The sequence below is a fragment of the Leptospira paudalimensis genome (genome assembly GCF_026151345.1).
GTDB lineage: Bacteria > Spirochaetota > Leptospiria > Leptospirales > Leptospiraceae > Leptospira_A > Leptospira_A paudalimensis.
The window spans coordinates 2,390,784-2,413,178 of record NZ_JAMQPR010000001.1; the positions used below are offsets into that span (position 1 = coordinate 2,390,784).

Here is a 22,395-nt window from a genome sequence, read left to right on the forward strand (position 1 = left end):
CTTTCATTTCGAATATTGTAAGGTAGGTATCTTTCGATTTTGATTTTGACTTTGTGACATAGATTGTCGGAGGATATTTTCCTTTAACGACCGGTTATGGAATGGACCTCGTCCAAGTGTGACGTCTTTGTAAAACTCTAAATTGGAATGTCCTTCTAATACATAACTTGGAACATACCAGACATGGAGGCGACCTTCTACTTTGATCAATCGATCATAATCAACACTTCTGAAATCCCCAACAGGACAAGGTTCCATTCTAGAAAATGGAATCGATTCACTTGGCAGGACCAAACATTCCGAATTGTAACCTAAGGCAACTTGCCGGCGAAGGTAGTCGTTTCTCTTTTCTCTTACCGAATCATCAACGATGCCTAAAAAAACCATACGGTCAAAACTGGTACAAGAAAGGAAACTTAGGAGAATCAAAAAGAGCCACCTCATAGGGAAAGTATAACCTCCTAACGGAAGAAAAGCGATGGTAGTTATCCGCATTTGCGGATACTACCTAAATCAGTCCTTCGACTTTCTTTTTTGGTTATGGATTTTGAAGTGAGGAAAACTAATGAAATTAAAGTTTTTGGAATTGGATTCGGTAAGCGGTAACCGCTGAGGAAACGGGTCGCCCTTGGCACTGGTACAAATCAGGATCAACAAGACCAGAAGCCAAAATTTGGTATTGTTTTCCCACTTCGAAACTGATTTCACTTGGAGTGGGATTCTGTGAAGAAAATAATTCTGTGTTACCTTCCTTCAATTTGACATGAAAATCAAACGAAAGGGAATTACACCTGGAGGAAGATAAAGTCTGTTTACCTGCAAATGATTGGACTTGGTATTTTCCCGATTTTTCTACTTGAAGGGAACCATTGACAAGTTGTGCACTGCAAATAGATGTTTGCCCTTCTCGTAAAACGAATGTTATTCCTGCATTTTCATTCGTCAAAAATTGGCATGGTGGATTGGATAATGCAAGAAATACCAAAACATCACCGAGCGGATCACCAGTGATTTTGGTTCCTGGAATGAGTCCTTTGTCTTCTTGTGAGGAACATTGGAAAACAAACAAAAATAAACAGAAATGGAATAAACAAAACTTACGCATACTTTACCTACTTGTCAAAACGAATAGGTAAAAAAATACGAAGTTGGTCCTTTATTGTTTGAGAATCGTAAACTGTTTCCGAATTTGTTCCATCATTTGGATTTTTTCCAGACTCGATTTGTCTGTACTTTCAGGTGCATCCTGCAATGTTAAAATCCTTGTTCCCTCCCTAGTAGGGATCAAATAAATTTCGTATACAAGGTCCACACCAGATATTTTCACAAATAATTTTTTTCCTGAGTAAGTTTGGTTTCCAAAACGATCTTCTACATCAAAAATTTGTGTATTTTCTTTTCCCATACGATCGGCAAATGCGTTAGTATAATCTTCGATTGTGATCGCCTCGGATAAAACAAAATACATGATTTTGAAATCATTACCAGACAAAACCCAACTTTTATCACTATCGGATTGTATATCAGCTTCCCAAGTAAAGGATGCTAAATAGGAAAACTGAATTCCACCATAGGAGAACTCTTTCCATTTACCTGCTTTCAGCAATAGATTTAAATTTTGGAAATTTCCATTTACTTTTTTAGGAACATCTGCTATGAGATCATAGTCCTTTCCATTGATTTGGAGTGTATATTGAACATTTGGTTCTTTACTTTCATCAATGGCAAGGAGTGGGAAAACAAGAGTTAAAAAACTAACAAAAAATAGATGTGAATATTTCAATGGTGACCACCTGACTTTCACATCATTTCGGATTGGTTTTGATTTGTAAATAGAGGTTTTCCTTTTTTTAAAGACCACATTCACTGTCTGAGATACACGCGAGTTTACTCATAAAACATTTTCCACTGTTGGAACAAACATGAGGTGATGGACCATTACAAGTTGATGTAGCAGAAATCTCACGACAGGTTCTGTTGTTTTTTTCTTCATTGGTTAGAACAATGAGTCTAAATTCAGAATGGATTTTGAGTTCTGGATTCGTTTTTAAAGAAGCTGTCACTTGAAATGACTGAAACATTTGATTGGTAGAATTAGTGGGGACACCCGTTACAATTCCTGTTTTGGAATCGAAAGAAATTCCACTCGGAAGCTTAGGTTCAATTCCAAACACAATCTCACCTAAATTCACTAACCCTTGTAAGGAAGGATTCAAAGCCCTTGGTTCAAAATTTTCGATCTCTTGGTTGGTTTCCAAAAAGTAAGAACGGAACGAATAATGAAACGATCCGAGACATGGCAAAAGTCGTTTTTCTTTTCCTTTCGATGGACTGACAATTAGAACTTCGATCATGGAATTGGGACATACTTTCACTTGGGCCTGAATTTCATCATCAGAAGTGTTTGTAAAGGAAACATACTTATCACCACCTTCTCCCCACAATTCATTCGGAGATAACGATAGAAGATTTTTTCCAGTGATCACAAAATTAGTATTTTCCAAAAGTACGTCTGGTGTGATGGAGTGGATCTCAAATTCATTCTCTAATGTTGGCTCATTTGATTCATTCGATGTATCAACTTGTGGCACTTTGACCACAAGAAGGATTCCTTCCACCCAATTAGCAAAATTTGAACTCGAATTGTCGGAACAATTAAGTAAAACGAAAACCAATGAAATCATCATTAGAATTTTTGCATAACGATTGTTATCGATTTTTTTCCCCATTTGTTGAACCACCTTGTATCAAAATGGGGTAAATCTTTCTATCGACTGGTCTCAAAAAAGATGGGAAAATTTCATTGACTCAGGTGTTACAAACTGAATCCATTTTCTCTTATGCCTACAGAAATTACAATAAGCGCGTCCATCACTTCCGATCGAAAAAAAGTTTGGGAATATTATACAAACGCATCTCACATTACATCTTGGAATTTTGCAGATCCCTCTTGGCATTGTCCAGCTGCAAAAGTGGATTTAGTATCGGGAGGAAAGTATTTTGCAAGGATGGAAGCAAAAGATGGAAGTTTTGGATTCGATTTTGAAGCCATTTTCGATGAAGTGAAAGATTTTCAATCATTGTCATACACAATGCCTGACGGACGAAAGGTGAAGGTTCAATTTTTGGAAAAATCTCCCAATACAGAAGTGGTTGTTGTTTTTGATGCAGAGAATGAAAATCCAGTGGAAATGCAAAAAGATGGATGGCAATCAATCTTAAATAATTTCAAACACTATGTTGAAACAAATTAAAAATTGATTCCTGTTTCATTTACAACTAACTACCCTTAGTTGAAGACAAAAACCAACAATCCAATTCTCCTTTGGATTGTTGGACAAAGAAACTCAATCGGTTTCTATGTATTTTTTCCACCACCGTTCCAAAAGATTTGGTTCTTTTAGTTTTACCAACTGTCCAAATTTTGGAGTCATCAAATCAATGTTATACTTTTTTGATTCTCTTTCAATGTTTTCAGCAGGTTCATACCAACTATGAAGGGATAAATTAAACATTCCCCAATGGACAGGCACCAATCGTTTTCCCTTTAAATCCAAATGTGCTTTTGCAGTTTGTTCTGGTAAAACATGAACCGCTTCCCACATAGGATTGTATTGTCCATTTTCAATAAAGGTCAAATCAAAGGGACCGTATGTATCTCCGATTTGTTTGAAGTGGATATCGTAACCAGAATCCCCACTAAAATAAAATCGTTCTTTTTCACCAATCACTGTCCAAGAAGACCAAAGGGTTTGGTTTCCATTCATCCCTCTCCTACCAGAAAAATGTTGGGCAGGTGTACAAACGATTTGAATTTTTCCTATGGAAAACTTTTCCCACCAATCAAGTTCTGTGAACCGATCTTCAGGTATCCCCCATTCTTTTAAGTGGGATGTAACACCGAGTGGAGTTAGAAAACGAGTTTCTTTGGATTTAAAAAAATCGATCGTTTCCATATCCAAATGATCGTAATGGTCATGCGAGATAATGATATAATCGATTTTTGGTAATTCTTCTAATTTCACAACAGCATCCTGGAATCGTTTGACCATAATGGCAAAGGGTGCTGCTGACCCAGAAAAAACTGGATCAAAAAGTAAAATGGTTCCTTCTATGTTCACAAGGAATGTAGAATGCCCAAACCAAATAAATTTGATACTTTCGTCAGGTTTTAAAAATTCCTGAAAGTTTGGTTTTTCTTCAGGTAATTTTACGGAAGGTTTCTGGTATTTGTCACCACCAAACATAAACTTAACGAAAAGAGAAAAGAAGTTTTGACCTTCCCTCATTTTCTCCAGTACATCTGGCCGTCGATTGACGAACTGTTCGCGTGAATGATCGTAATGAGTTGATTTTTGAATCAATTCCTTATGGGAACCTTCTGGGTCTTTTCCAAACGCCTTACATTGGAAAAATGAAATTGAAAATAAAACGACGATTGATAAGGATATGAGAATTGTTGGCAAAGAAGTTTCTCCAAACACAGCTGTTTCAATTAGACATATTGTATTCGGAAAAAATGATTTCAAACTTATCTTGTCAGAATTTTTAAATTTTCTTTAGCCTTTTCATACCAAAACCCAGATTTTTGCATTTCCAAAATGGATCTCAAAAACTGAATTTCTGCTGATTTTTGATTTTTGCCAAACTGAGGATCAAAAATTATTTTTTCCTGAACGGGATCAATCCGTCTCTGGTAGAACTCCGAATTGTCCGAGATTCGATTGAATTCAATGGTAAAACTCGAAGTGCCAGAAATTTGATTTGTTTTGATCGTAAAAATTCCTAGAAAAACAATCTCTCCTGGTTTCCCTTTGATTTTCAATGTATTGGCACTTTTGAAAGGGTTTAGCATTGAACTCATATTGATTCTACATTTATCTCCGCAAGCCCGAGTCCAATTCAATTCCCTAATTAAATATTCTTTGTCACCATCTAACTTGTTTGGATTAAAAATTGATTTTTTAGGATGATTGGAAAATGAAATATAAGATTCTTTTTCTTCTTCAAAATAATGAAAAGAAGTTTTGATATAAGAACCTCTGTAGATGTCTAGAGATGGATTTAGTTCTACAATCTCGTCTATCTTTACATTTTCCCCTGATAACGGTTGTAAGCTAACATAACTAACTGCAATCGCAAGATCATTTCGCTCAGTCTCATCTAATAATAAAAAACCGATTAGAGTGTTTTTTGACTCTGATTTTGAATCACTCGGATCAAATAGTCGTTCTGTTGTCGCTTTACACCCTACAGAAATCAATATATACGCGAGAAATAGAATTAAGACAGATGTTATACGGTAAAATGCCATAGTAGAATACTATGTTTTGTAAATTAGTGGTGTCAAGAAAAAATAACTTGCCATTAGGTGGGAAGAATACATTCTTTGGCGATGCGTTCTAGAGTCAGATTCTATTTTTACATACTTTGTTTATTAACCATTAACAACTGCATGACGTTTGCTGAAAATTTATCAGACGTAGACACAAAATTCATCCTGTCCTTAAAACAAAACCCATCCCAAAAATCCATTACCATTTACAACCCATCTACAATAGACCATCCAAAAATTGTCATCAATGAAGGAAAACTACTACAAAAAGCATTTGAAACAGCTGGTTATTTCAAATCAGTCAAAGTTGGATATAAAGATGATGAAGTTTTTGCTTTAGTGTTTCTAACCAGAAAACATGAAGAAGGCATTGGTGTTTGGATCACGGGACTATCATTTGGAATCTTACCGAGTATCACTTATGAAACGATCACGACAGAAGTAAGCATTCGTAATCAAGAAACTGGAAAAGCTAATAATTATAGAAGGGAATCAAAATTCAAAATATATAATGGATGGATATTTTTACCACTCTGGCCCTTTTTCCTCGAAAATCCAGAAATGCAAAATTTATTGAATCACCAAATCCATTCCATCCTAAAAGAAGCAAAGTTAGATGGAACCATCTAACTTTACATTTCAATCAATTTTAATGGCAAATAATACTAGAAACGACTGTATTATTTTTTTTCTTCTTTGACTTTGATTCCGTAAAACCCTTCTTTTCTTCCTATCCAAAACAATCGATCCATTTGGTCTTCTGTCATCATACGTTTGTTAAAGGTTTCTGAGTAAAAATCCCACTCTGTATTTCCTTGGTAATCCCGAGGCCACTCTTTTCTCCTTTGGTAAGGGTGGTCTTTTTTAGGGAAATTGGATTTGTGGTATGCCCATTCCAAAACATGGAATAATTCATGGTAAATGAAAATGGGATGGTTGGCATGATTTCCACTTGCGATACTTTTATTGGAATCCGAAAGGATGGTCAGTCTCACTTCTGGATCAGTATCAGTTCCATAGTTCCATTCTGTGCCTCCCCCATTCGTAATGAGTACTCGATTAGGTTGTTTCACACCTGGCCAAACAACAACCACTCCATCACTTGATTTGATTTGATCCAGTATGTCCTTTGAAAGGGCTGGTTGGATGGATTCAATCGAAGGTTGCATCACAAAACGAAAGGATTCATCTCGAAAATTTGTGGAAGTGATTTCTGAATTGGTTCGTATCACTTCATAATCCCAATGGATTCCCTTCGATACATCTTCGAATGAATCTCGAAAGTAAATAAAACTTAATAATAAATCAGATAAATCTTTTTCCGACAAGTCTGTATCCATATTTCCATAGGAACTCAATTGATTTGGTAATGGATCTTTGAATCGTGTGCGAGGGACTACCAAAAAAATCATCTTTAAATTTCTACGAGGTTCTTCTTTCAATTTTTTTGTTCGAAATTGTAATGCCTTGTATTTAATGAAAAGTTGATCTCGTAAAAAATTCCAATATGAGGTTACTTGGGCATCCATATCTGGGTATAACATTGATATGGTATCAAAAGCGTAATTGTATTTCCCTTTTTTTACATATTCATCAGTGAGTAAGGAAGTATTCCAAGCGATTGCTGGTATGAGTGCATTGGACAATTTATCTTTGAACAGGTTATTCTGAAATAGTTCATGCCATTTTTCCCTTTCGTCCATTGTGATTTCAGAATCGATAAACAGGTCACCGATATTATAACCAGTATTCATGGCAGCATCTTTTCCTGATAATGAGGAGAGACCTTCAAATAAAAATTCCCTTGCCTTTAACCTTTCATTTAACTTCATATAGGCGATAGTTAATACATTTATCAACAATCCATAATTGGCATCTCCAATTTTTTCCCTAGCTTTCGGAATGACCTTCGGGATGAGGGAAACCATTTCAGGATAACGCTCATCATGATTGAGACACCAGATTGCAGTTGTCAAAGTAGATGGTTCTTCTTCAGGAACGAGTAAAACATGTTGGTTTGCACTCTTAATACATTCGTCTGGCCATTTGCCTTTTTTACTCGCCAATTGAGAAGAAGAAGCCAATCGAAGCCACCAACCAAAACTATCTTTTGGATCCGATTGGACAATCTTTTCCGATAGTTTGAATGCAGAAAGGTAATCTTGTTTTTTTAAAAATTGGTCTGCTTGGTTCCAAGTCACTTGGTCAACTGCTAATAGTGAAGAAAAGGAAAGACAAATTAACAAACATAGATATTTCTTTTGGTTCATCGAATCACCTCGGGCAATCGAAACATAGAGTCTTTATTATTTTCAAAAAGAATCAATCGTTTATTTTTGTTCTTTGGATACGATTCTTTCTTGGTGGCCTGGATAAATGTATTTGGTTTTTTGATAAGTTGCAATGCCCTTTAAAGTATCCAAACTCAGACGATTCAACTTTGGATCTGTTGTAAATGTTCCTGGGATTATATTTTCTAACCAACCAAAACGAGTATGGCAAGTATCACCTAAAACCAAATGACCACCATCTTTGGAAGGGATAAAGAATGCTAAACTTCCCCTTGTATGACCCGGAACAGAGATGATAAAAAAACTTTGGTCTCCAAAAAAATCAAAAACAAAAGTACCAGAATTCACATCACCAAAATCAAGTTGTAATAAATTTGGATTTTCTCCTAACAAACGATTGGTAGAGCCTTGTACAATAACATTGATGAATTGTGAATGGTCCATCTCACCTGGACCAACATAAAAAGGAATGTTTTGGTCTAACTCACTGGCACCCATAACATGATCCAGGTGTAAGTGTGTAAAAAAGATTCCCTTCAATTGGATTTTATTTTTTTCTAAATAACTCTTTGTTGTTTCATAGACCTTTAATTTATCAAAATTCATTTGAGAGGCAACAATGGAATTGACCGGAACTTGGTCTTTCCCTTTTGTAAAACTTTCCCCGATCCCAGAATCGATCATAAAGGTTCCATATTTTGGGTGTTTGACCAAATAAAAATAAATTGAAATTGGTTCTAGTTTGTCTGTTAGATTGGCAAGTTTGGATTTTGGATCCTCTAAATCCAATAAACCGGCAAGTGGCACTTCCCAATCAGCAGCCTTAATGGTTTGGAAATCGACATATGTCTTTGGTTTGATGGGAAGTGTAAATGGTTGGTTAGAGGAAATGATGGTATAATTTTTGTAAGTATGTGAACTCACATGGCAATGTGAAAAAAATAAGGTTAAAAAAAGGAAAGGAAAGAATCGTAGGACCGTTTGGATTTGTTTCATCAGAAGATTACCTCTTTTGACTCAATTTCAACTCGATCCTAAAAATTGTAAAATACATCTTGAGATAAAAGGTGAGATTCCTTTTACTCACAAAGGTTTCAATGTGGCTTAGAAATTCTTTTAAGTTTAATGTTAAGTCACTGTGGCTCGCAAGATAAAAATACTTTGTAAGCCATCCTATCAAGCACTCAATATACCACATGTAGTGTTAGATACGTAAAAGTTTTAAAACAATACATACGTTAGGAAATTGAATTTGATTTTCATTTCGATAATCTAATCCTATACAAATTGATTGCTAAGTAAAATTCATTACAATTTAACTTGAAGTCTCGAAGTTCGGATAAGTTCTAATCAGTTGTAGTATTTAAAATTGTAAGAGCTACCTTATTATTTATTTTACTCGCGAAAAATGAATAGTGTCTAACCTGTGGTTATATGCATTTTTACTCTCGTTTTACTTTTTTCTTTGTTATCTTTTGTTTAGCCATTGGATGTAAAGTTTCTGAATTAAATAATGCATGTGATCCTAGTTCCAAATCTTTTTTAACATTCTTACTCATCAAAAATGTAGCGAATGATCGTTCTCCAAGTTGTGTTCCTTATATCGACAGGAATGAACCAAATTTTGTAAGTTATGGTGTGTTTACTACAGGTAGCCCAGCAGAAGTTGTAACAGCCACTATCTCAAAAGGGAAAATTTATATTGGTGGTCTCTTTGACCAAATTGCTGCAACTACTGGTGGTGGTGCCTTTATCTGGAGTGATTCCAGTATCCCTATTGCTTCCACGTATTGCCCTCAACTTGATGTTTTTGATGAGGTAGGTTCCACTTATGGAACGATCAACCATGCCGTTTTAGACCAAGAAGGTAACCTCTATATACTTGGGAAATTCACACACATACAAGGTATTCCAAGAAATAATATAGCAAAAATCAATCAAAAATGCCAACTAGATTTACGTTTTGATGCCAGACTAAATACTTCGAGTTCTATATTTTATGATTTAATTTATTTAGATGGAAGGATCTTCTTCTCGGGTGATTTCCAAACTTCAAATGGACCGATTACAAACTTTCCATCTCCAACAAACAGAGAACATATTGCTTCCATCAATGCAACTACTGGGGTAATCGATTCCTGGGCACCAAATGTTTCTGGAACTGATGTAAAATCACTTGTTACTGACGGAACTTATATTTATATAGGAGGAAGTTTTACGGCTGTTAATGGAAATGGAGCAGGAAATTTAGGTAAACTTCATAAAGATAACGGAAACACATTTTATCCGATCGTAGATACAAACGGTTCGGTGAATACTTTGTTATTAAAAGATGGAACATTATATGTGGGCGGAGTATTTTCTTCTCTTAATGCCGGTACTGTAACACGATCAAAACTCGCGGCAATAGACTTAACTACCAACACAGTTACATCCTCTTTCAGTAGTTTGTTAATTTCAGGAAATGCTGTATTTGACCTCGCAATTTACAAAGACCAATTGTTCGTAGCTGGAGAAATATCGACACCAAGACTTGGAATTTTCAAAGTAGATTTATCGGGAAATCTGCAACCTTCCAATTATAATTTAGATGGTGTGTATGCAAATGTTTATAAATTATCTATCGTAGATGACAAACTCTATGCATTTGGATTTTTTGAATCAGTTAGAAACTTAGAAAGAAAATATTTTTTCCAATTGAATATAGAAACTGATGAAGTAACTTCTTTTGATCCTAGATTATTTAATTTAAATTTTGAATTCCAAGGTGTAGCTTTAAAACTAAAAGAGAATGTTCTCTTTTTGGGAGGTGGGTACGGAGCCATTGATACAAGGACTAGAAATTATTTTGCAGAATTGGATTTAGCGACAGGTACTCCAACCGATTGGGATCCAAATCCAAATGATATAGTGACTCAAATGCTCGCCGTAGACAATAAACTCTATCTTCATGGACAATTCACGTCAATTGTCAACACAACACGCCAATCAACTGCTGCTTTTCAATTAGATACAAAAACTTTATTAACTTGGAATCCAATCTTTCCTGCATCTTCTATTGAAACAATGATCTTCCATAAAGATTCAATTTATGCTTCGGGGAATTTTACAACTCTCAATTCGATTCCTGTGAATCGAATTGTTAAACTTGATTCAATTGAAAGTGGTTTTGATGCCAATTTTCTTCCCAATCCAAATAATACCGTAAGATCATTACTAATATGGGAAGAAGAACTTTTGGCTTCAGGTCAATTCACAACTTTTTCAAATCCAGCAGTTCACCTAGCAAAAATAAATCGTTTCAATGGAACATTTATAAAAACACATACCGACAGTTTCACTTCCAATTTTTCTGCTTATTCCATATTTGTTTCCGACAATCGTTTGATTATGAGCGGACAATACCAAACTACTTCACCTTATCCAGGAAATAGTTTATCCTACTACCAACTTCCTGATTTAACTTCTATCCAAACAAATGGAACATTGGCTACTGCTTCCGAATTCGTTCGTTCGATTGACCAAAATGAAAACAAAATATACTTAGGTGGTTTAATCAGTACAGTATCCGGTGCACAAAGAGTTGGAATTTTTTCACAAAATCGAAGTGACTTAACTTTGAATAGTTGGGATCCAAAATTCCAAGTAGGATCAACTGTAAGAAAAGTAATTTCGAATGGGAACTCAATTTATGTTTTTGGGAACATTACGAATCCCAACAAACGTTATAGAGCAGGTCTTGTCAAATTAGACAAAGACTCTGCTTTTTTATACTAAGCCAACCATTTCCAAGCTGATTCCATATTGGGAACCGACTTCATTTCCACAAGTCCAGTTTTTAATGTGGTGTCTTCAATGGAAATGGCAGACAAAGCTGATTCTGGCAATACAACTGCCATTTTACGAAGTGTAGAATTACTTGCTTTCGGAAACCATTCAAGGTTAACCCAATCTTGCCCTGATTTTGAAACCAAACCAATTTGTCTTGTGTCAGCCAACCATTTTGATATTTTCCACTTTTCAATGATTTCCAAAGCTTTTAAGAGAATGGATTTGTATCCTTCGTCTGAGTAATTTGGTTTCCACACAACTTCAATTAAATGATGATTGGGTACATAGTAAATGTCTCCAATTTCAGATGAATATTCTATTCTATGAGTTTTTGGATCCCTAAAAAAATCATTCTGATGGGAAACAGTTGCATTGGTTTTAAAAAGATTCACCATAGAAATCAATTTCTCTGTCGCATTGCTAAATTGATTGAGGTTATCTGCCAAAAATTCACTTTGTTCGGAATTTTTAAATGAGATCTCACTGATGGACGATACAGAAACCATTACTTCGTTTGTTGCCGTTTTGTGTTCATTAACTGCATTTTTAATTTCATCAGATCTTTCTTTTACAAATTGAGCTAGATTAAAAAGTTTTCCTTCCACATTCTTTTGAGATATAATTGCATTCTTAACTTCTTCAATATGACTTGAAATGACATCAATGGTGCCAATGATGGATTGGATTTCGGAAGTTGTAGAATCAATTCTTTCTCTTCCCAACTCAACATCCTTTTGGTTTTTCTTAATTAGAAGATCGATACTTTTTACTGCGTTAGCTGTTCTTTCTGCTAACTTAGAAACTTCATCGGCAACAACAGCAAATCCCCTTCCAGCATCTCCTGCTCTTGCTGCTTCTATGGAAGCATTTAATGCTAACATATTCACTTGTTCACTAATTTTATTAATGATATCAACTGTACGAGAAATTTCTGTAGAGCTGGATGTAAGATTTTCCATCGCATCATTCATGAGTTTCAATGAAGTTTTTCCAGATTCTGCTTTTTCAATGATCACTTGGATAGAAGTCAAAGTTTCATTTACTGTGTCAGCAGTTTCATCAATGGCAGTAGACAGAGATTCTACTTTTTCTTTTAGATCAGACATACTATCTTTGTTTTCATTTGCAATATTGGAAATGGATGTTGCCACACCAGATATTTCCTCAATCGATGCGGATACCTCTTCTGTTGCTGCTGACTGAGATTGCAAATTTAATGCAAACTCACTCGTAATTTTTTTCATCTCAAGTGATTCATTCGATAGAGTTGATGCTGAAGATTTAATGTGTTGGATCAGCTCACTTTGAGCTAAAATCATACGATGAAAACTATGATAAAAATCTTTAAAGATATCATTTTTATTATACTGAATCTGGACTCCTAAATTCCCCAAACCAACTTCTTTAAAAGCAGATTCCAGTTTCATAAAAATGGAAGTGATCCAATTTCCAAAAACAATCCCAATAAAAAAACTAACGGGAGTTATAATTACAAGAGTAAATCCAATTTGGATTAAAAATTGATCCTCAAAATTCTGCATCAGATGCAGTGATAAAAAAGTCCCAAGGGAACATAATATCCCGAACGCTAAAAAACTAAGGAGGAAGTATATTTTGAGTATCGTTTGCATATCCTATACTACGACTAAAATTTCAGTGCTCTCGTAACGAGTATAATTTTTACTCTGAGCTAAAAATAATTGGGAAGGAATCGAATTCTTTAGGAGAAATGCGAATACAGTTTCTCCCTATCCCTGTTACTATAAAGATTGGATCGGCATGAAATTGGTGGCCACACCCATTCGATCTGGATTACAGAATCCTTTACTTGACTCATTTCCCGTAAATCATCAGACGGAATTCTTGACTTCCCACACTCAATCTGATTCATTTTTTCCAACATGATCCAGATTTTAACATTTGTTCGCTCACTATTCCAAGCACCAGTTGGAGTCGAATTACGTTACCAGCGATACTACGTAGCAACAAACTCAATTTATGTTTTAGCGGGACTTATCCATTTTACCTTTGTCTTTTTTTTCTGGATCGTTGGTGCCTTTGAGATGGCAGTTTTCAATATTGGAAGTGTATTCTGGTTTGCATTTACAATTTGGATCAATCGCAAAAAATACCTATTCACTTCCTTGTATTTATGTTTTTCAGAAGTGTTTTTACATGCACTCACAGCCACTTACTTTTTTGGATGGGGAGCTGGATATCAATACTACATGATGTTATTTGCAACAGGTATTTTCCTTTTACCTCCAGGTAAAAATTTTCTAAAATTTGGTAGTATAGTGATTGGATGTCTCTTATTTGCATCCACGTATTATTATTCGATGAATTATCCCCCCATATATGTTTGGAATACAAATTTCCTCACACTTATCAATGTATCAAACATAGTCTTTTCCACTTTATTCCATGCTGGTTTTGCTTATTACTTTACGTTAGCGGCTAATATCGCCGAAGACTCGTTAGAGAGAGAAAACAAAGCTCAAACTGCGTTTTTCCAAAACATCTCACATGAGTTAAGAACACCACTCACTTTAATTTCTGGACCCTCTGAATCTGCATTAACCCGAGAGGAAGGATTGAATCCACAAGAGGTCAAAATCATAGCCAACCAAGGGAGAAGATTAACTCGACTAGTGAACCAACTACTCGATCTCCAAAAAATTACTTCAGGGAAAATGGAAATCAAAACATCACCCATACTACTTGGTGAATTTTTATCTTTGGTATCAGAAAATTTTAATGCCTATGTCAAAAGAAAAAACATTCATTTTGAACTCGTTTTAGAAGAGAATGATCCTATCGTTGCAGCTGATCCTGAACAATTGGACAAATGTATTTTTAATTATCTGTCGAATGCGATCAAATTTACCGAATCAGGTGGAACAATCAAATTACAAACAAAGGAAAATGATGGGGAGGTGATTGTCTCAGTTTACGACACTGGAATTGGCATGAATGAAAATCAAATGAAACGTCTATTTTCCCGTTTTGGAATCAGTGAGGCATCCCTCACGAGAGAACAAGAAGGTACAGGACTTGGCTTAGCACTTGTGAAAGAATTAGTGGAACTACATGGAGGTAAAGTAGGAGTTGAAAGTGAAATCGGAAAAGGTTCTCATTTTTATTTTACATTACCCATTTTAAAGAATGTAAAAACAGAAGAGATTTCAAGTTGGAAAGAAAAACAATACCACCTTTTCCAACATGAATACATTCCTGAAGAATCGAAAACACATATTGTCGAACAAGAATACCTACCTCACAAACGTTTTGTTAAACTACTGGTTGTTGAAGACAATCCTGATTTACGATCCTATTTAGGTTCAATCCTCACGAGGGCCGGTTACCATGTCCTCGTAGCAAAAGATGGAGAGGAAGGTTTAACAACAAGTTTATCAGAAAATCCAGACTTAATGATCACTGACCTTATGATGCCAAAACTAAGTGGACTTGATTTGATTAAAGAAATTCGAAAAAAAGAACAGTTCCATTCATTACCAGTCATTTTGTTAACAGCCAAAGCAGATGTAACAACAAGAAAAGAATTACACAGTGAAGGTGCTGACTTATACCTTTCGAAACCTTTTTTGGAATCAGAATTATTGAGTGTAATTCGAAATGCCTTACGATTAAAACAAAAAGAATTTTACTTACAAGATGAATTGGCTCGTGGAGTCAAAATCCAAAAAAGACTATTACCTGAACCAAATTATGATAAAAACAAAATCGATGTTAAATTAGAATTTTTGCCAAGTGATGGAATTGCAGGTGATTATTATTGCATCCAAACATTGGAAAATGGAAAAACTTTTGTTCTATTAGCAGATGTATCAGGGCATGGTTTCTCTGCAGGAATGATCTCCACCTTATTACATTTTAGCTTACAACTTCCAAACAGCAACAAAGAAAACCCTGCCCAATGTTTGTCTCAACTAAATTCAAATCTATATGGAAATACAGCAGGATTATTCATTACAGCAGTTGCCGTTGTCATTGATTCCCATGAAAAAAAATTCATTTGGTCAAAAGCGGGTCACGAAGACATTTATTTCGGCAATCAAAACAAAATCACTGCCCTCATAGGAAAAGGGAAACCTCTTTCCATTCTTCCTGAATGGGAGGGAACTAATTTCGAAGTACCATATGAGGTAGGAGATAAACTCTTTTTATTTTCTGATGGAATTTTTGACGTTCGTTCAAAAGACAATTCTATGTTCCGAGAAAAGGGATTTGTTACTTGGTTAAAGGACCAGTCAATTTGGAAAAAGGACAATACACTCAGTTCTTTATTACAATCAGCAATTTCCCATCAAAACTCAGAACACTTTGAAGACGATGTAACTTTACTTTCCATCCAATTCTTAAGGTAACAATTTTTTATAAAATTACATTCATTTAACATCGAATTTACGTCTAAAACACCGAGGAAAATGATGCAAACAAATCTATTACAAAATATCTTACGAACTGTACTCGGACTTTTTATGACAGTTGCAGGTGTAGGTCACCTTACGTTCCAACGGCAAGAATTTTTAGCCCAAGTTCCACGATGGTTACCTCAAGATCCAATGTTTATGGATTTTGTTGTATTGTCTTCAGGAGTGGTTGAAATCACATTTGGACTGTCCTTACTTTTTTGGGCGAAGGAAAGGATAAAAGTGGGGATACTACTTGCTATCTTTTTTGTTTTAATTTTCCCAGGAAATATTTCTCAATACACTAATGGGATCAGTGCTTTTGGTCTCGATACTGATGAGAAAAGACTGATCCGTCTATTTTTTCAACCTGTCCTCATCCTTTGGGCATTATGGTCAACAGGCGCTTTACGATATTTGATCGAGAAACGTAAAAACAAGTAAATATATTTCATTTGAGAAAACCAAATTTATAAATTTTCCTTTTCGAATCATTTGGAAAATGATAAATTTGGTCAAATTTTATCAATTGGAAGTTTCTATGAATTTTCTTTCAAAAACCAACCTTACTCTTCTCACCCTTTTGTCACTACTGGCTTGTAACAAACTTTCACAATCACCAGAAGCAAAACTAAAAGAATTGGTTCCAAAATTCCAAAAGACAATGTGTTCAAAAACAATTGAGTGTACGAAAGATGAATTCGCAAAAATTCCACCTGCTTATCGGAATATGATCCCACCTTTTATGCAGTCAGAAGAAAACTGTATCACATTCTTTGACCAAAAAATGAAAGAGGCTGAGAAAAAGAGAATCGAAGAGAAGAAGGATGTGACAGAAGAACAAGTACAAGCATTTGAAAAGTGTATCTTAGCATTTGATAAACTAACATGCGATACATTTAAAGGTGCAAAAGGAAAAGTTTCCATTCCAGAATGTGAAGAAGCACAAAAATTTTCTGGCAACTAAGAGACCAAAATGAGGATTGGAACTTCCAATCCTTAAATGGCTTACTCTGCATAAAGTTCAATTTTGTTTACTAGATCTTCTGGTAGAAATGGCTTATGAATTATATCTAAAAAACCTGAACGTTTCACATGATTGCTAACATCAATCGAAACATCAGCAGTTAGAGCTATGATAGGAGTGAAGATTCCACTAGCACGAATTTTTTCCGTAGTGACAAATCCATCCCAATCAGGCATTTGCAGATCCATTAAGACCAAAGAGATTTTCTCTTTACTAACAATCTGTAAAGCTTCTTTACCATTACTCGCCAATTGGCATTCAAAACCACATTTTCTGATAAATTGAAACGCTACTTTTAAATTGAGTTCATTATCGTCTACAACAAGGATAGTTTTATTCTTTCTTTGATTTGAAGAATTTTTTTGAATCACAAAACGATTCTCTTCTGGAATCAATTCCGATTTTGCAAATTCCAAAATAAATGAAAATTCACTTCCTTCACCTTCTTTCGACTCTAATGTAATATTAGAACCATAGAGTTCAACGAGCTTTTTCACAATTGATAATCCTAAACCTGTACCACCAAATTTTCTTGAAGTGGAAGAATCAGCTTGAGAAAAATGATCAAATATGATTTTTTGATTCTTTTCTGGTATACCGATGCCAGTATCTCTTACAATAAATTTTACTATTACTTTATCATGTGATGTGTCTTCTAGTTTGACTAATAAACCAATTTCACCATCTAATGTAAATTTTATAGCGTTCGAAATCAAATTGATTAAAATTTGCGTTAAGCGATTCGGATCACCAATTAAAAATTTACTGATACCTTCATCTATTTCCAATTTGAATTCAAGATTTTTCTCATCCGCTTTAACCTTCATAGAATGATAGATTTTATGGATTAAAGATTGAAAATCAAAGGGAATGAATTCAAGTTCAACCTTACCCGCCTCCATCTTATTAAAATCCAAAATATCATTTATGATAACTAATAGATTTTTAGAAGAAAACTGAATCATGGACAAAAAATCCTTATGTTCTTCTTTTGGATCATCATCCAAAATAATATTTGTAAATCCTATGATTGAATTAATCGGAGTACGAATCTCATGACTCATGGAAGATAAAAACATAGACCTAGATTGCGCAGCCTTCTCTGCTTTTTCCTTAGCAAAACTTAATTCCCTCAATGAATCATTTAATTCTTCTGCTTTTACCACATAAGAGTTTTCTAATTCATGATTCACACGTATAAACATGAGCATGATTAAAAATTCTCCAAGAAAACTCAAAAAAAGATTAAATTGAAAAAGTGTATTCAGATCTATCTTATCCATATTACCAAACTTAAGGATGGAATATTCAGATGACTCCAGATAAAAATAAGAAAGTAACGAGACCAAAGTCCAATAAACAATCCATCTCCACTGGATCGTTTCAAATATCAGAAAATATAAACTCAAAAGTGGGAAATACAAAAGAATTGAACCAGAACCTTTCCCTTGCGTACTCGATATATTTATGATCGCAAAATTAAATAGTAATAAAATTAAATTTTTAGAAAGGAAATGGAATCCTTTTTTGTTCAATGTATAGGCAATATAAAATAAGAGAGCAACAAAGAAGCCAAAAAAGGAAAAAAATGTTCTCCCAAAAAACAATAACATTGCTAGTGAATTTATTATTGCTAAAGTGATAAAAATACCACTTAGGTATCTAATAAATCGAATTTGTTTTTGCCTCATTGTAGTCATACAATTAATCGGTCATTCCTTCGAAACGTAATCCCGTTAAATTGGAATTTAGTATTCAAATTTCAATTCCAGCAAAAGTCAGAATTGGCTCTTATCTTAATCTAACCAGTAGTTTCGACGAAATAATACCAGAAAAAACCTACGACTTAAAAGAATTTTGTGATTCAGAAATTATTACAGAAGTTTTTTCATTCGATTCTGTATGGAATTGATTTCTTTTGGAGACGTTACATAAGATATTGCTTCCATAAAATATTCTTTTGATTTTAAAGGATCCAAACCAGAATACAACTCACCTAATAACGAAAAGTAATAAGAATTTTTTGGTAAATCCAACTTTCCCAATTCTCTGATCGCTTCTTTGTTTCCATATGCTTTGTAGATAGCATAAATACGATTGAGTTGTATCAAAGAAGAAGATTCTATCAAATGAAGTGCTGAATACAATTCAGAGATACTTTGCCATTTCCCATTCGTACCTTCTGGGAGACTATGCCAAAAAGCAATATTTGCCTCCAAATGGAATTTGGAAAACATTGGGTTTTGAATCAGCAAGTGATAAAAGTATTTTCCTTTTTGAATGAATTCCAAATTCCAAAACTCTCGGTTTTGGTCTTCATAAAGTACGATTTCCCCTTCATGGCCAAACCGTGAATCAAAACGAGAGTACTGAAAACAAAATAGAGAAAGTAGAGCATACACATCGGAATGAATTGAAATTTTAGTTTCTAAAAGTAAACTACAGAGATGGATTGATTCCAAACATAATGATTTTCGAATCTCTTTCTCCAATCCTTCCATCGAATAACCTTTATTAAAAATGAGGTATATAGTTCTCAATACTGATTGGAGACGATTTTGAAATTCATCTGGAGTCGGATATTTCAGGCTAATACCATTTTCCCTCAGGACTTCTTTTGCACGGTAAAGACGTTTTGAGATGGTTTCTTTATTGGTTAAAAATGTTTTGGCAATTTCATCAATGGTAAATCCGCATAAAATCCGAAGAGCCAAACCGATTTGTGATTCGATTGGGATGGAAGGATGTGAAAGTACAAACATCATCATCAATTGACTGTCAATCACCTCTTCCATCACAAAATCGAAATCTATCTTGGATGAGTTAGATTCTTGTCGATAATGATCGATTATTTTTTGGTCATGAATCTTCTCTCGTTTATATCTATTGATTGCTTTGTTTTTTGCAACTGAGTACAACCAAGGGATTGGATTATTTGGAATTCCTTTGTTTAACCAATCTTCTGATGCCGTTAAAAAAGTTTCACTGACAATTTCTTCCGCATTATCCATAAACTGAATTCCATAATATTTGCATAAAACGGAAATCATTTTGGAAGCTTCCGTCTTGTACAAATTAGAAATCCGATTGGAAATATCCGCTGTATCCATTAGCAACAGAACGTTTTACATTGAATCCTGATGTGTCCCTTTTACCATTCTGACTTCCACACTATTCCCTTCTCCTCCCAATATCGGGCATTTTTTCGCAATCTGCACTGCATCATCCCAGTTCTCTGCATAGATGATGATAAAACCCGCTAATGATTCCTTAGTTTCAACAAATGGACCATCGGTTATGATTTGTTTGGATCGAATTACTTTACCTTCTTCTGAAAGTCCAATTCCAGAAATGAATTTCTTTTTTGAAATGATTTCATTTATCCATTCATGGTATTGTTTCATATAAATCTCTAATTGTTCTTGTGAAGGTTTTTCACCTTTTGTTAAAAGATCCAATCGCATTAAAATTAAATATTCTTCCATTATCATTCACCTCGTTTATTTTTATAATGATCTATAAATTCCCTAATCTTAGATTCATACTCACTTGGATTGGAATTCCAAATAAGACCATGTGCACCATAGCTGGGACACCATAATTCAGACGGCCCCAAATAAAGTTCTGACAAATATTTTGAATGAAGATACGATACAATTTGATCTTGTTTGCTATGGATTAAAAGGATAGGAATTCCTTTCGTTAACTTCATAGAATTTTCAGGACTTAGCATAGTATCAAAATTTCCTCTTAACAACACTAATTTTACTAACAAATTTATCATTTGTTTCGGAAGACTTTTTGATTCTTTCGAATCAGAAATCAATCGTTCAAAGCTGATCATTGGGTTTTCAACTATAATCGCTTTTACTTCGCTTATAATGGGAAGATTGATCAGAACTGAAGAACCTCCAACGGAAGATCCAAACATGTAAATCTCTTTGTAGTGTTGTTTCACATAAACCAAAACAGAGAGAACATCTCGTGATTCTCTAATTCCAAAACTCAAACCCGGAAAATGACAAGGTGCTTCCCCATGACAAGATAAGTCAAAACTGATCACATCCATTCCTAAACTCAGATAAAAGGGTATGTACCGAGTGACTTCTCTTCTGTCTGAGCCACCACCATGGACGAGAATGATTATTTTCGATTTTTGATTATCAAAGTTTTTTTCATTCTCTTTTGTCGAAACCATCCAACCAGGCAATTGATAACCATTGATAGATGGTATTGATATTTCGCTAAAAGGGAATTCTTTTGTTAGGCGAATGTTTCCACAATGTTTTCCCCATAAACCTTCCACTTCCCGATTGCAATCACTCAAATCCTTGGTGATTCCTTTCCATTTTAGGAAAAGGATTTGGTTACTTGCTGTCCAAATTCCAAAAATCATGAGTAAGATAAATATAGAAAAACAAGACACAAAGAAGAAGATTGGTATCCCAATCCTACCTCGTTTCCCTTTCCACTTGGATTGTATCGTTTTGAACATTTTCAATGCCCTCCTCTCTCTATAGCAAACGAGGATTCCCAATCTGGACAATTTCTAAGAAAAAAAGAAGTATTGCGAAGGTTCTGAACAATAAGTTCCAACATTCACGGGGACCGTATTGTAAGGAAACGAGATTAAACAACAAAGGAATTCCTTCCCAAATCATTATTTTTGAAGGGAGTTTGAATCCGAATTGGGTGGACAATTTGCCTCAAAATAAGAGATAAAAAGATTTTCATAAATTGAATATGCAAAAGGTCGAACCTCACAAATGGTATAAGAACCTATGACTCATTTAGAAAAAAACAAAGAAATTGTAAGAAGGTTCAATTTAGAAGTAATCCAAAACTGCAATGAGGAAACCTTCGAGGAACTCATGCATAAAGATTTTATCAATCGCACAGCTCCGGCTCATACAAACGATGCGAAAGGAATGTGGAATACCTTCCATTCTATATTAAAACCAGCATTTCCTGATTTGAAAGTGGAGATTTATGACCAAGTTGCAGAAGGTGATAAGGTAACCACTCGTAAGGCGATTCTTGGCACACATTTAGGCCCACTTATCGGAATTGTACCAACAAAAAAACAAATTCGGATCGATGTCATTGATATTGTTCGCTTGCAAGACGGCAAGTACATCGAACACTGGGGCATCAATACTTTACAGACTTTGCTATCAGAACTAAAGTCTTTATCATAAAATTCAAATTTTCTAACAACGAACCACCTAATCAGATGAGTACAGAGTGTACGTACGACAAAAGCTGGCTCGTATACCCCTCATCAATTAAGAATAAGAATCATTCTACTACCCAATAGAAAGTTTTCCAAATGTATTTACACCGAACTGATAGTAGGTACAACGAATTCCGCGTTTCTTAATAATCAAATAAAATAACGTTTCAATTTACTTCACTCTCATTTCAGGAAATTTTTTTTTGCATTTTATATTGTACGGAGTTACCTAAATAAAAATATGC

Annotated in this window: 20 protein-coding genes; 7 read left to right on the top strand and 13 right to left on the bottom strand. The window is 34.7% G+C overall.

What is annotated here, in order from left to right; translation table 11 throughout:
• Positions 1–3: 3 nt before the first annotated feature.
• From ND855_RS11125 to ND855_RS11140, 4 genes are all read right to left on the bottom strand, one after another.
• Positions 4–444 (bottom strand): hypothetical protein, encoded by a 441-nt coding sequence (locus ND855_RS11125; RefSeq protein ID WP_265358397.1) that lies wholly within the window; start codon positions 442–444, stop codon positions 4–6.
• Between the two features lie 127 nt (positions 445–571).
• A complete protein-coding gene (locus ND855_RS11130; protein ID WP_265358398.1) occupies positions 572–1,105 on the bottom strand; it encodes a hypothetical protein in 534 nt (177 codons plus the stop codon).
• A gap of 51 nt (positions 1,106–1,156) precedes the next feature.
• Complete coding sequence (locus ND855_RS11135) at positions 1,157–1,783, bottom strand: hypothetical protein (RefSeq protein WP_265358399.1); 627 nt, start codon at positions 1,781–1,783, stop codon at positions 1,157–1,159.
• A gap of 67 nt (positions 1,784–1,850) precedes the next feature.
• Positions 1,851–2,729: an Ig domain-containing protein gene (locus tag ND855_RS11140; protein ID WP_265358400.1), complete on the bottom strand. Its 879-nt coding sequence runs from the start codon at positions 2,727–2,729 to the stop codon at positions 1,851–1,853.
• Between the two features lie 111 nt (positions 2,730–2,840).
• On the opposite strand from ND855_RS11140, the gene ND855_RS11145 reads away from it, so the two are divergent.
• On the top strand, positions 2,841–3,254 hold the full coding sequence (locus ND855_RS11145; protein WP_265358401.1) for an SRPBCC family protein: 414 nt from the start codon (positions 2,841–2,843) through the stop codon (positions 3,252–3,254).
• 93 nt (positions 3,255–3,347) lie between these two features.
• Here the strand turns inward: ND855_RS11145 and ND855_RS11150 are convergent, their stop codons facing one another.
• Together ND855_RS11150 and ND855_RS11155 are read right to left on the bottom strand one after the other, a co-directional pair.
• Complete coding sequence (locus ND855_RS11150) at positions 3,348–4,457, bottom strand: MBL fold metallo-hydrolase (protein WP_407658749.1); 1,110 nt, start codon at positions 4,455–4,457, stop codon at positions 3,348–3,350.
• Between the two features lie 74 nt (positions 4,458–4,531).
• A complete protein-coding gene (locus ND855_RS11155) occupies positions 4,532–5,314 on the bottom strand; it encodes a hypothetical protein (RefSeq protein WP_265358403.1) in 783 nt (260 codons plus the stop codon).
• A 141-nt stretch (positions 5,315–5,455) separates the two neighbouring features.
• On the opposite strand from ND855_RS11155, the gene ND855_RS11160 reads away from it, so the two are divergent.
• A complete protein-coding gene (locus ND855_RS11160; RefSeq protein ID WP_265358404.1) occupies positions 5,456–5,965 on the top strand; it encodes a hypothetical protein in 510 nt (169 codons plus the stop codon).
• Between the two features lie 50 nt (positions 5,966–6,015).
• On the opposite strand, the gene ND855_RS11165 is transcribed toward ND855_RS11160, so the two are convergent.
• Together ND855_RS11165 and ND855_RS11170 are read right to left on the bottom strand one after the other, a co-directional pair.
• Complete coding sequence (locus ND855_RS11165; protein WP_265358405.1) at positions 6,016–7,605, bottom strand: hypothetical protein; 1,590 nt, start codon at positions 7,603–7,605, stop codon at positions 6,016–6,018.
• A gap of 60 nt (positions 7,606–7,665) precedes the next feature.
• Positions 7,666–8,622 (bottom strand): MBL fold metallo-hydrolase, encoded by a 957-nt coding sequence (locus ND855_RS11170; RefSeq protein ID WP_265358406.1) that lies wholly within the window; start codon positions 8,620–8,622, stop codon positions 7,666–7,668.
• Between the two features lie 438 nt (positions 8,623–9,060).
• On the opposite strand from ND855_RS11170, the gene ND855_RS11175 reads away from it, so the two are divergent.
• Entirely contained in the window at positions 9,061–11,403 is a 2,343-nt protein-coding gene (locus tag ND855_RS11175; protein ID WP_265358407.1) for a Kelch repeat-containing protein, read from the top strand.
• On the opposite strand, the gene ND855_RS11180 is transcribed toward ND855_RS11175, so the two are convergent.
• Entirely contained in the window at positions 11,400–13,088 is a 1,689-nt protein-coding gene (locus ND855_RS11180; RefSeq protein ID WP_265358408.1) for a methyl-accepting chemotaxis protein, read from the bottom strand. The two genes, ND855_RS11175 and ND855_RS11180, sit on opposite strands and share 4 nt — an antisense overlap.
• A gap of 270 nt (positions 13,089–13,358) precedes the next feature.
• Between ND855_RS11180 and ND855_RS11185 the strand changes: the two genes are divergently transcribed.
• The 3 genes from ND855_RS11185 to ND855_RS11195 all read left to right on the top strand — a co-directional run bounded on the left by ND855_RS11185 (position 13,359) and on the right by ND855_RS11195 (position 16,857).
• Entirely contained in the window at positions 13,359–15,845 is a 2,487-nt protein-coding gene (locus ND855_RS11185) for a SpoIIE family protein phosphatase (protein WP_265358409.1), read from the top strand.
• 63 nt (positions 15,846–15,908) lie between these two features.
• Positions 15,909–16,334, top strand: coding sequence for a DoxX family protein (locus ND855_RS11190; protein WP_265359388.1), 426 nt, complete (start codon positions 15,909–15,911; stop codon positions 16,332–16,334).
• Positions 16,335–16,431: 97 nt separating this feature from the next.
• A complete protein-coding gene (locus tag ND855_RS11195) occupies positions 16,432–16,857 on the top strand; it encodes an LA_2478/LA_2722/LA_4182 family protein (protein WP_265358410.1) in 426 nt (141 codons plus the stop codon).
• 41 nt (positions 16,858–16,898) lie between these two features.
• Here ND855_RS11195 and ND855_RS11200 read toward each other — a convergent pair whose 3' ends face one another.
• The 4 genes from ND855_RS11200 to ND855_RS11215 form a co-directional block, all read right to left on the bottom strand.
• Positions 16,899–18,200 carry an ATP-binding protein gene (locus tag ND855_RS11200; RefSeq protein ID WP_265358411.1) on the bottom strand — a complete coding sequence of 434 codons (1,302 nt, stop codon included), beginning with the start codon at positions 18,198–18,200 and terminating at the stop codon, positions 16,899–16,901.
• A gap of 591 nt (positions 18,201–18,791) precedes the next feature.
• The gene (locus tag ND855_RS11205) at positions 18,792–20,027 is read right to left on the bottom strand and encodes an RNA polymerase sigma factor (RefSeq protein WP_265358412.1); all 1,236 of its coding nucleotides are present in this window, start codon (positions 20,025–20,027) and stop codon (positions 18,792–18,794) included.
• 15 nt (positions 20,028–20,042) lie between these two features.
• Positions 20,043–20,402: a YciI family protein gene (locus tag ND855_RS11210; RefSeq protein WP_265358413.1), complete on the bottom strand. Its 360-nt coding sequence runs from the start codon at positions 20,400–20,402 to the stop codon at positions 20,043–20,045.
• 2 nt (positions 20,403–20,404) lie between these two features.
• The gene (locus ND855_RS11215) at positions 20,405–21,412 is read right to left on the bottom strand and encodes an alpha/beta hydrolase (protein ID WP_265358414.1); all 1,008 of its coding nucleotides are present in this window, start codon (positions 21,410–21,412) and stop codon (positions 20,405–20,407) included.
• A 286-nt stretch (positions 21,413–21,698) separates the two neighbouring features.
• On the opposite strand from ND855_RS11215, the gene ND855_RS11220 reads away from it, so the two are divergent.
• Positions 21,699–22,115 (top strand): ester cyclase, encoded by a 417-nt coding sequence (locus ND855_RS11220; protein WP_265358415.1) that lies wholly within the window; start codon positions 21,699–21,701, stop codon positions 22,113–22,115.
• Positions 22,116–22,395: the final 280 nt, after the last annotated feature.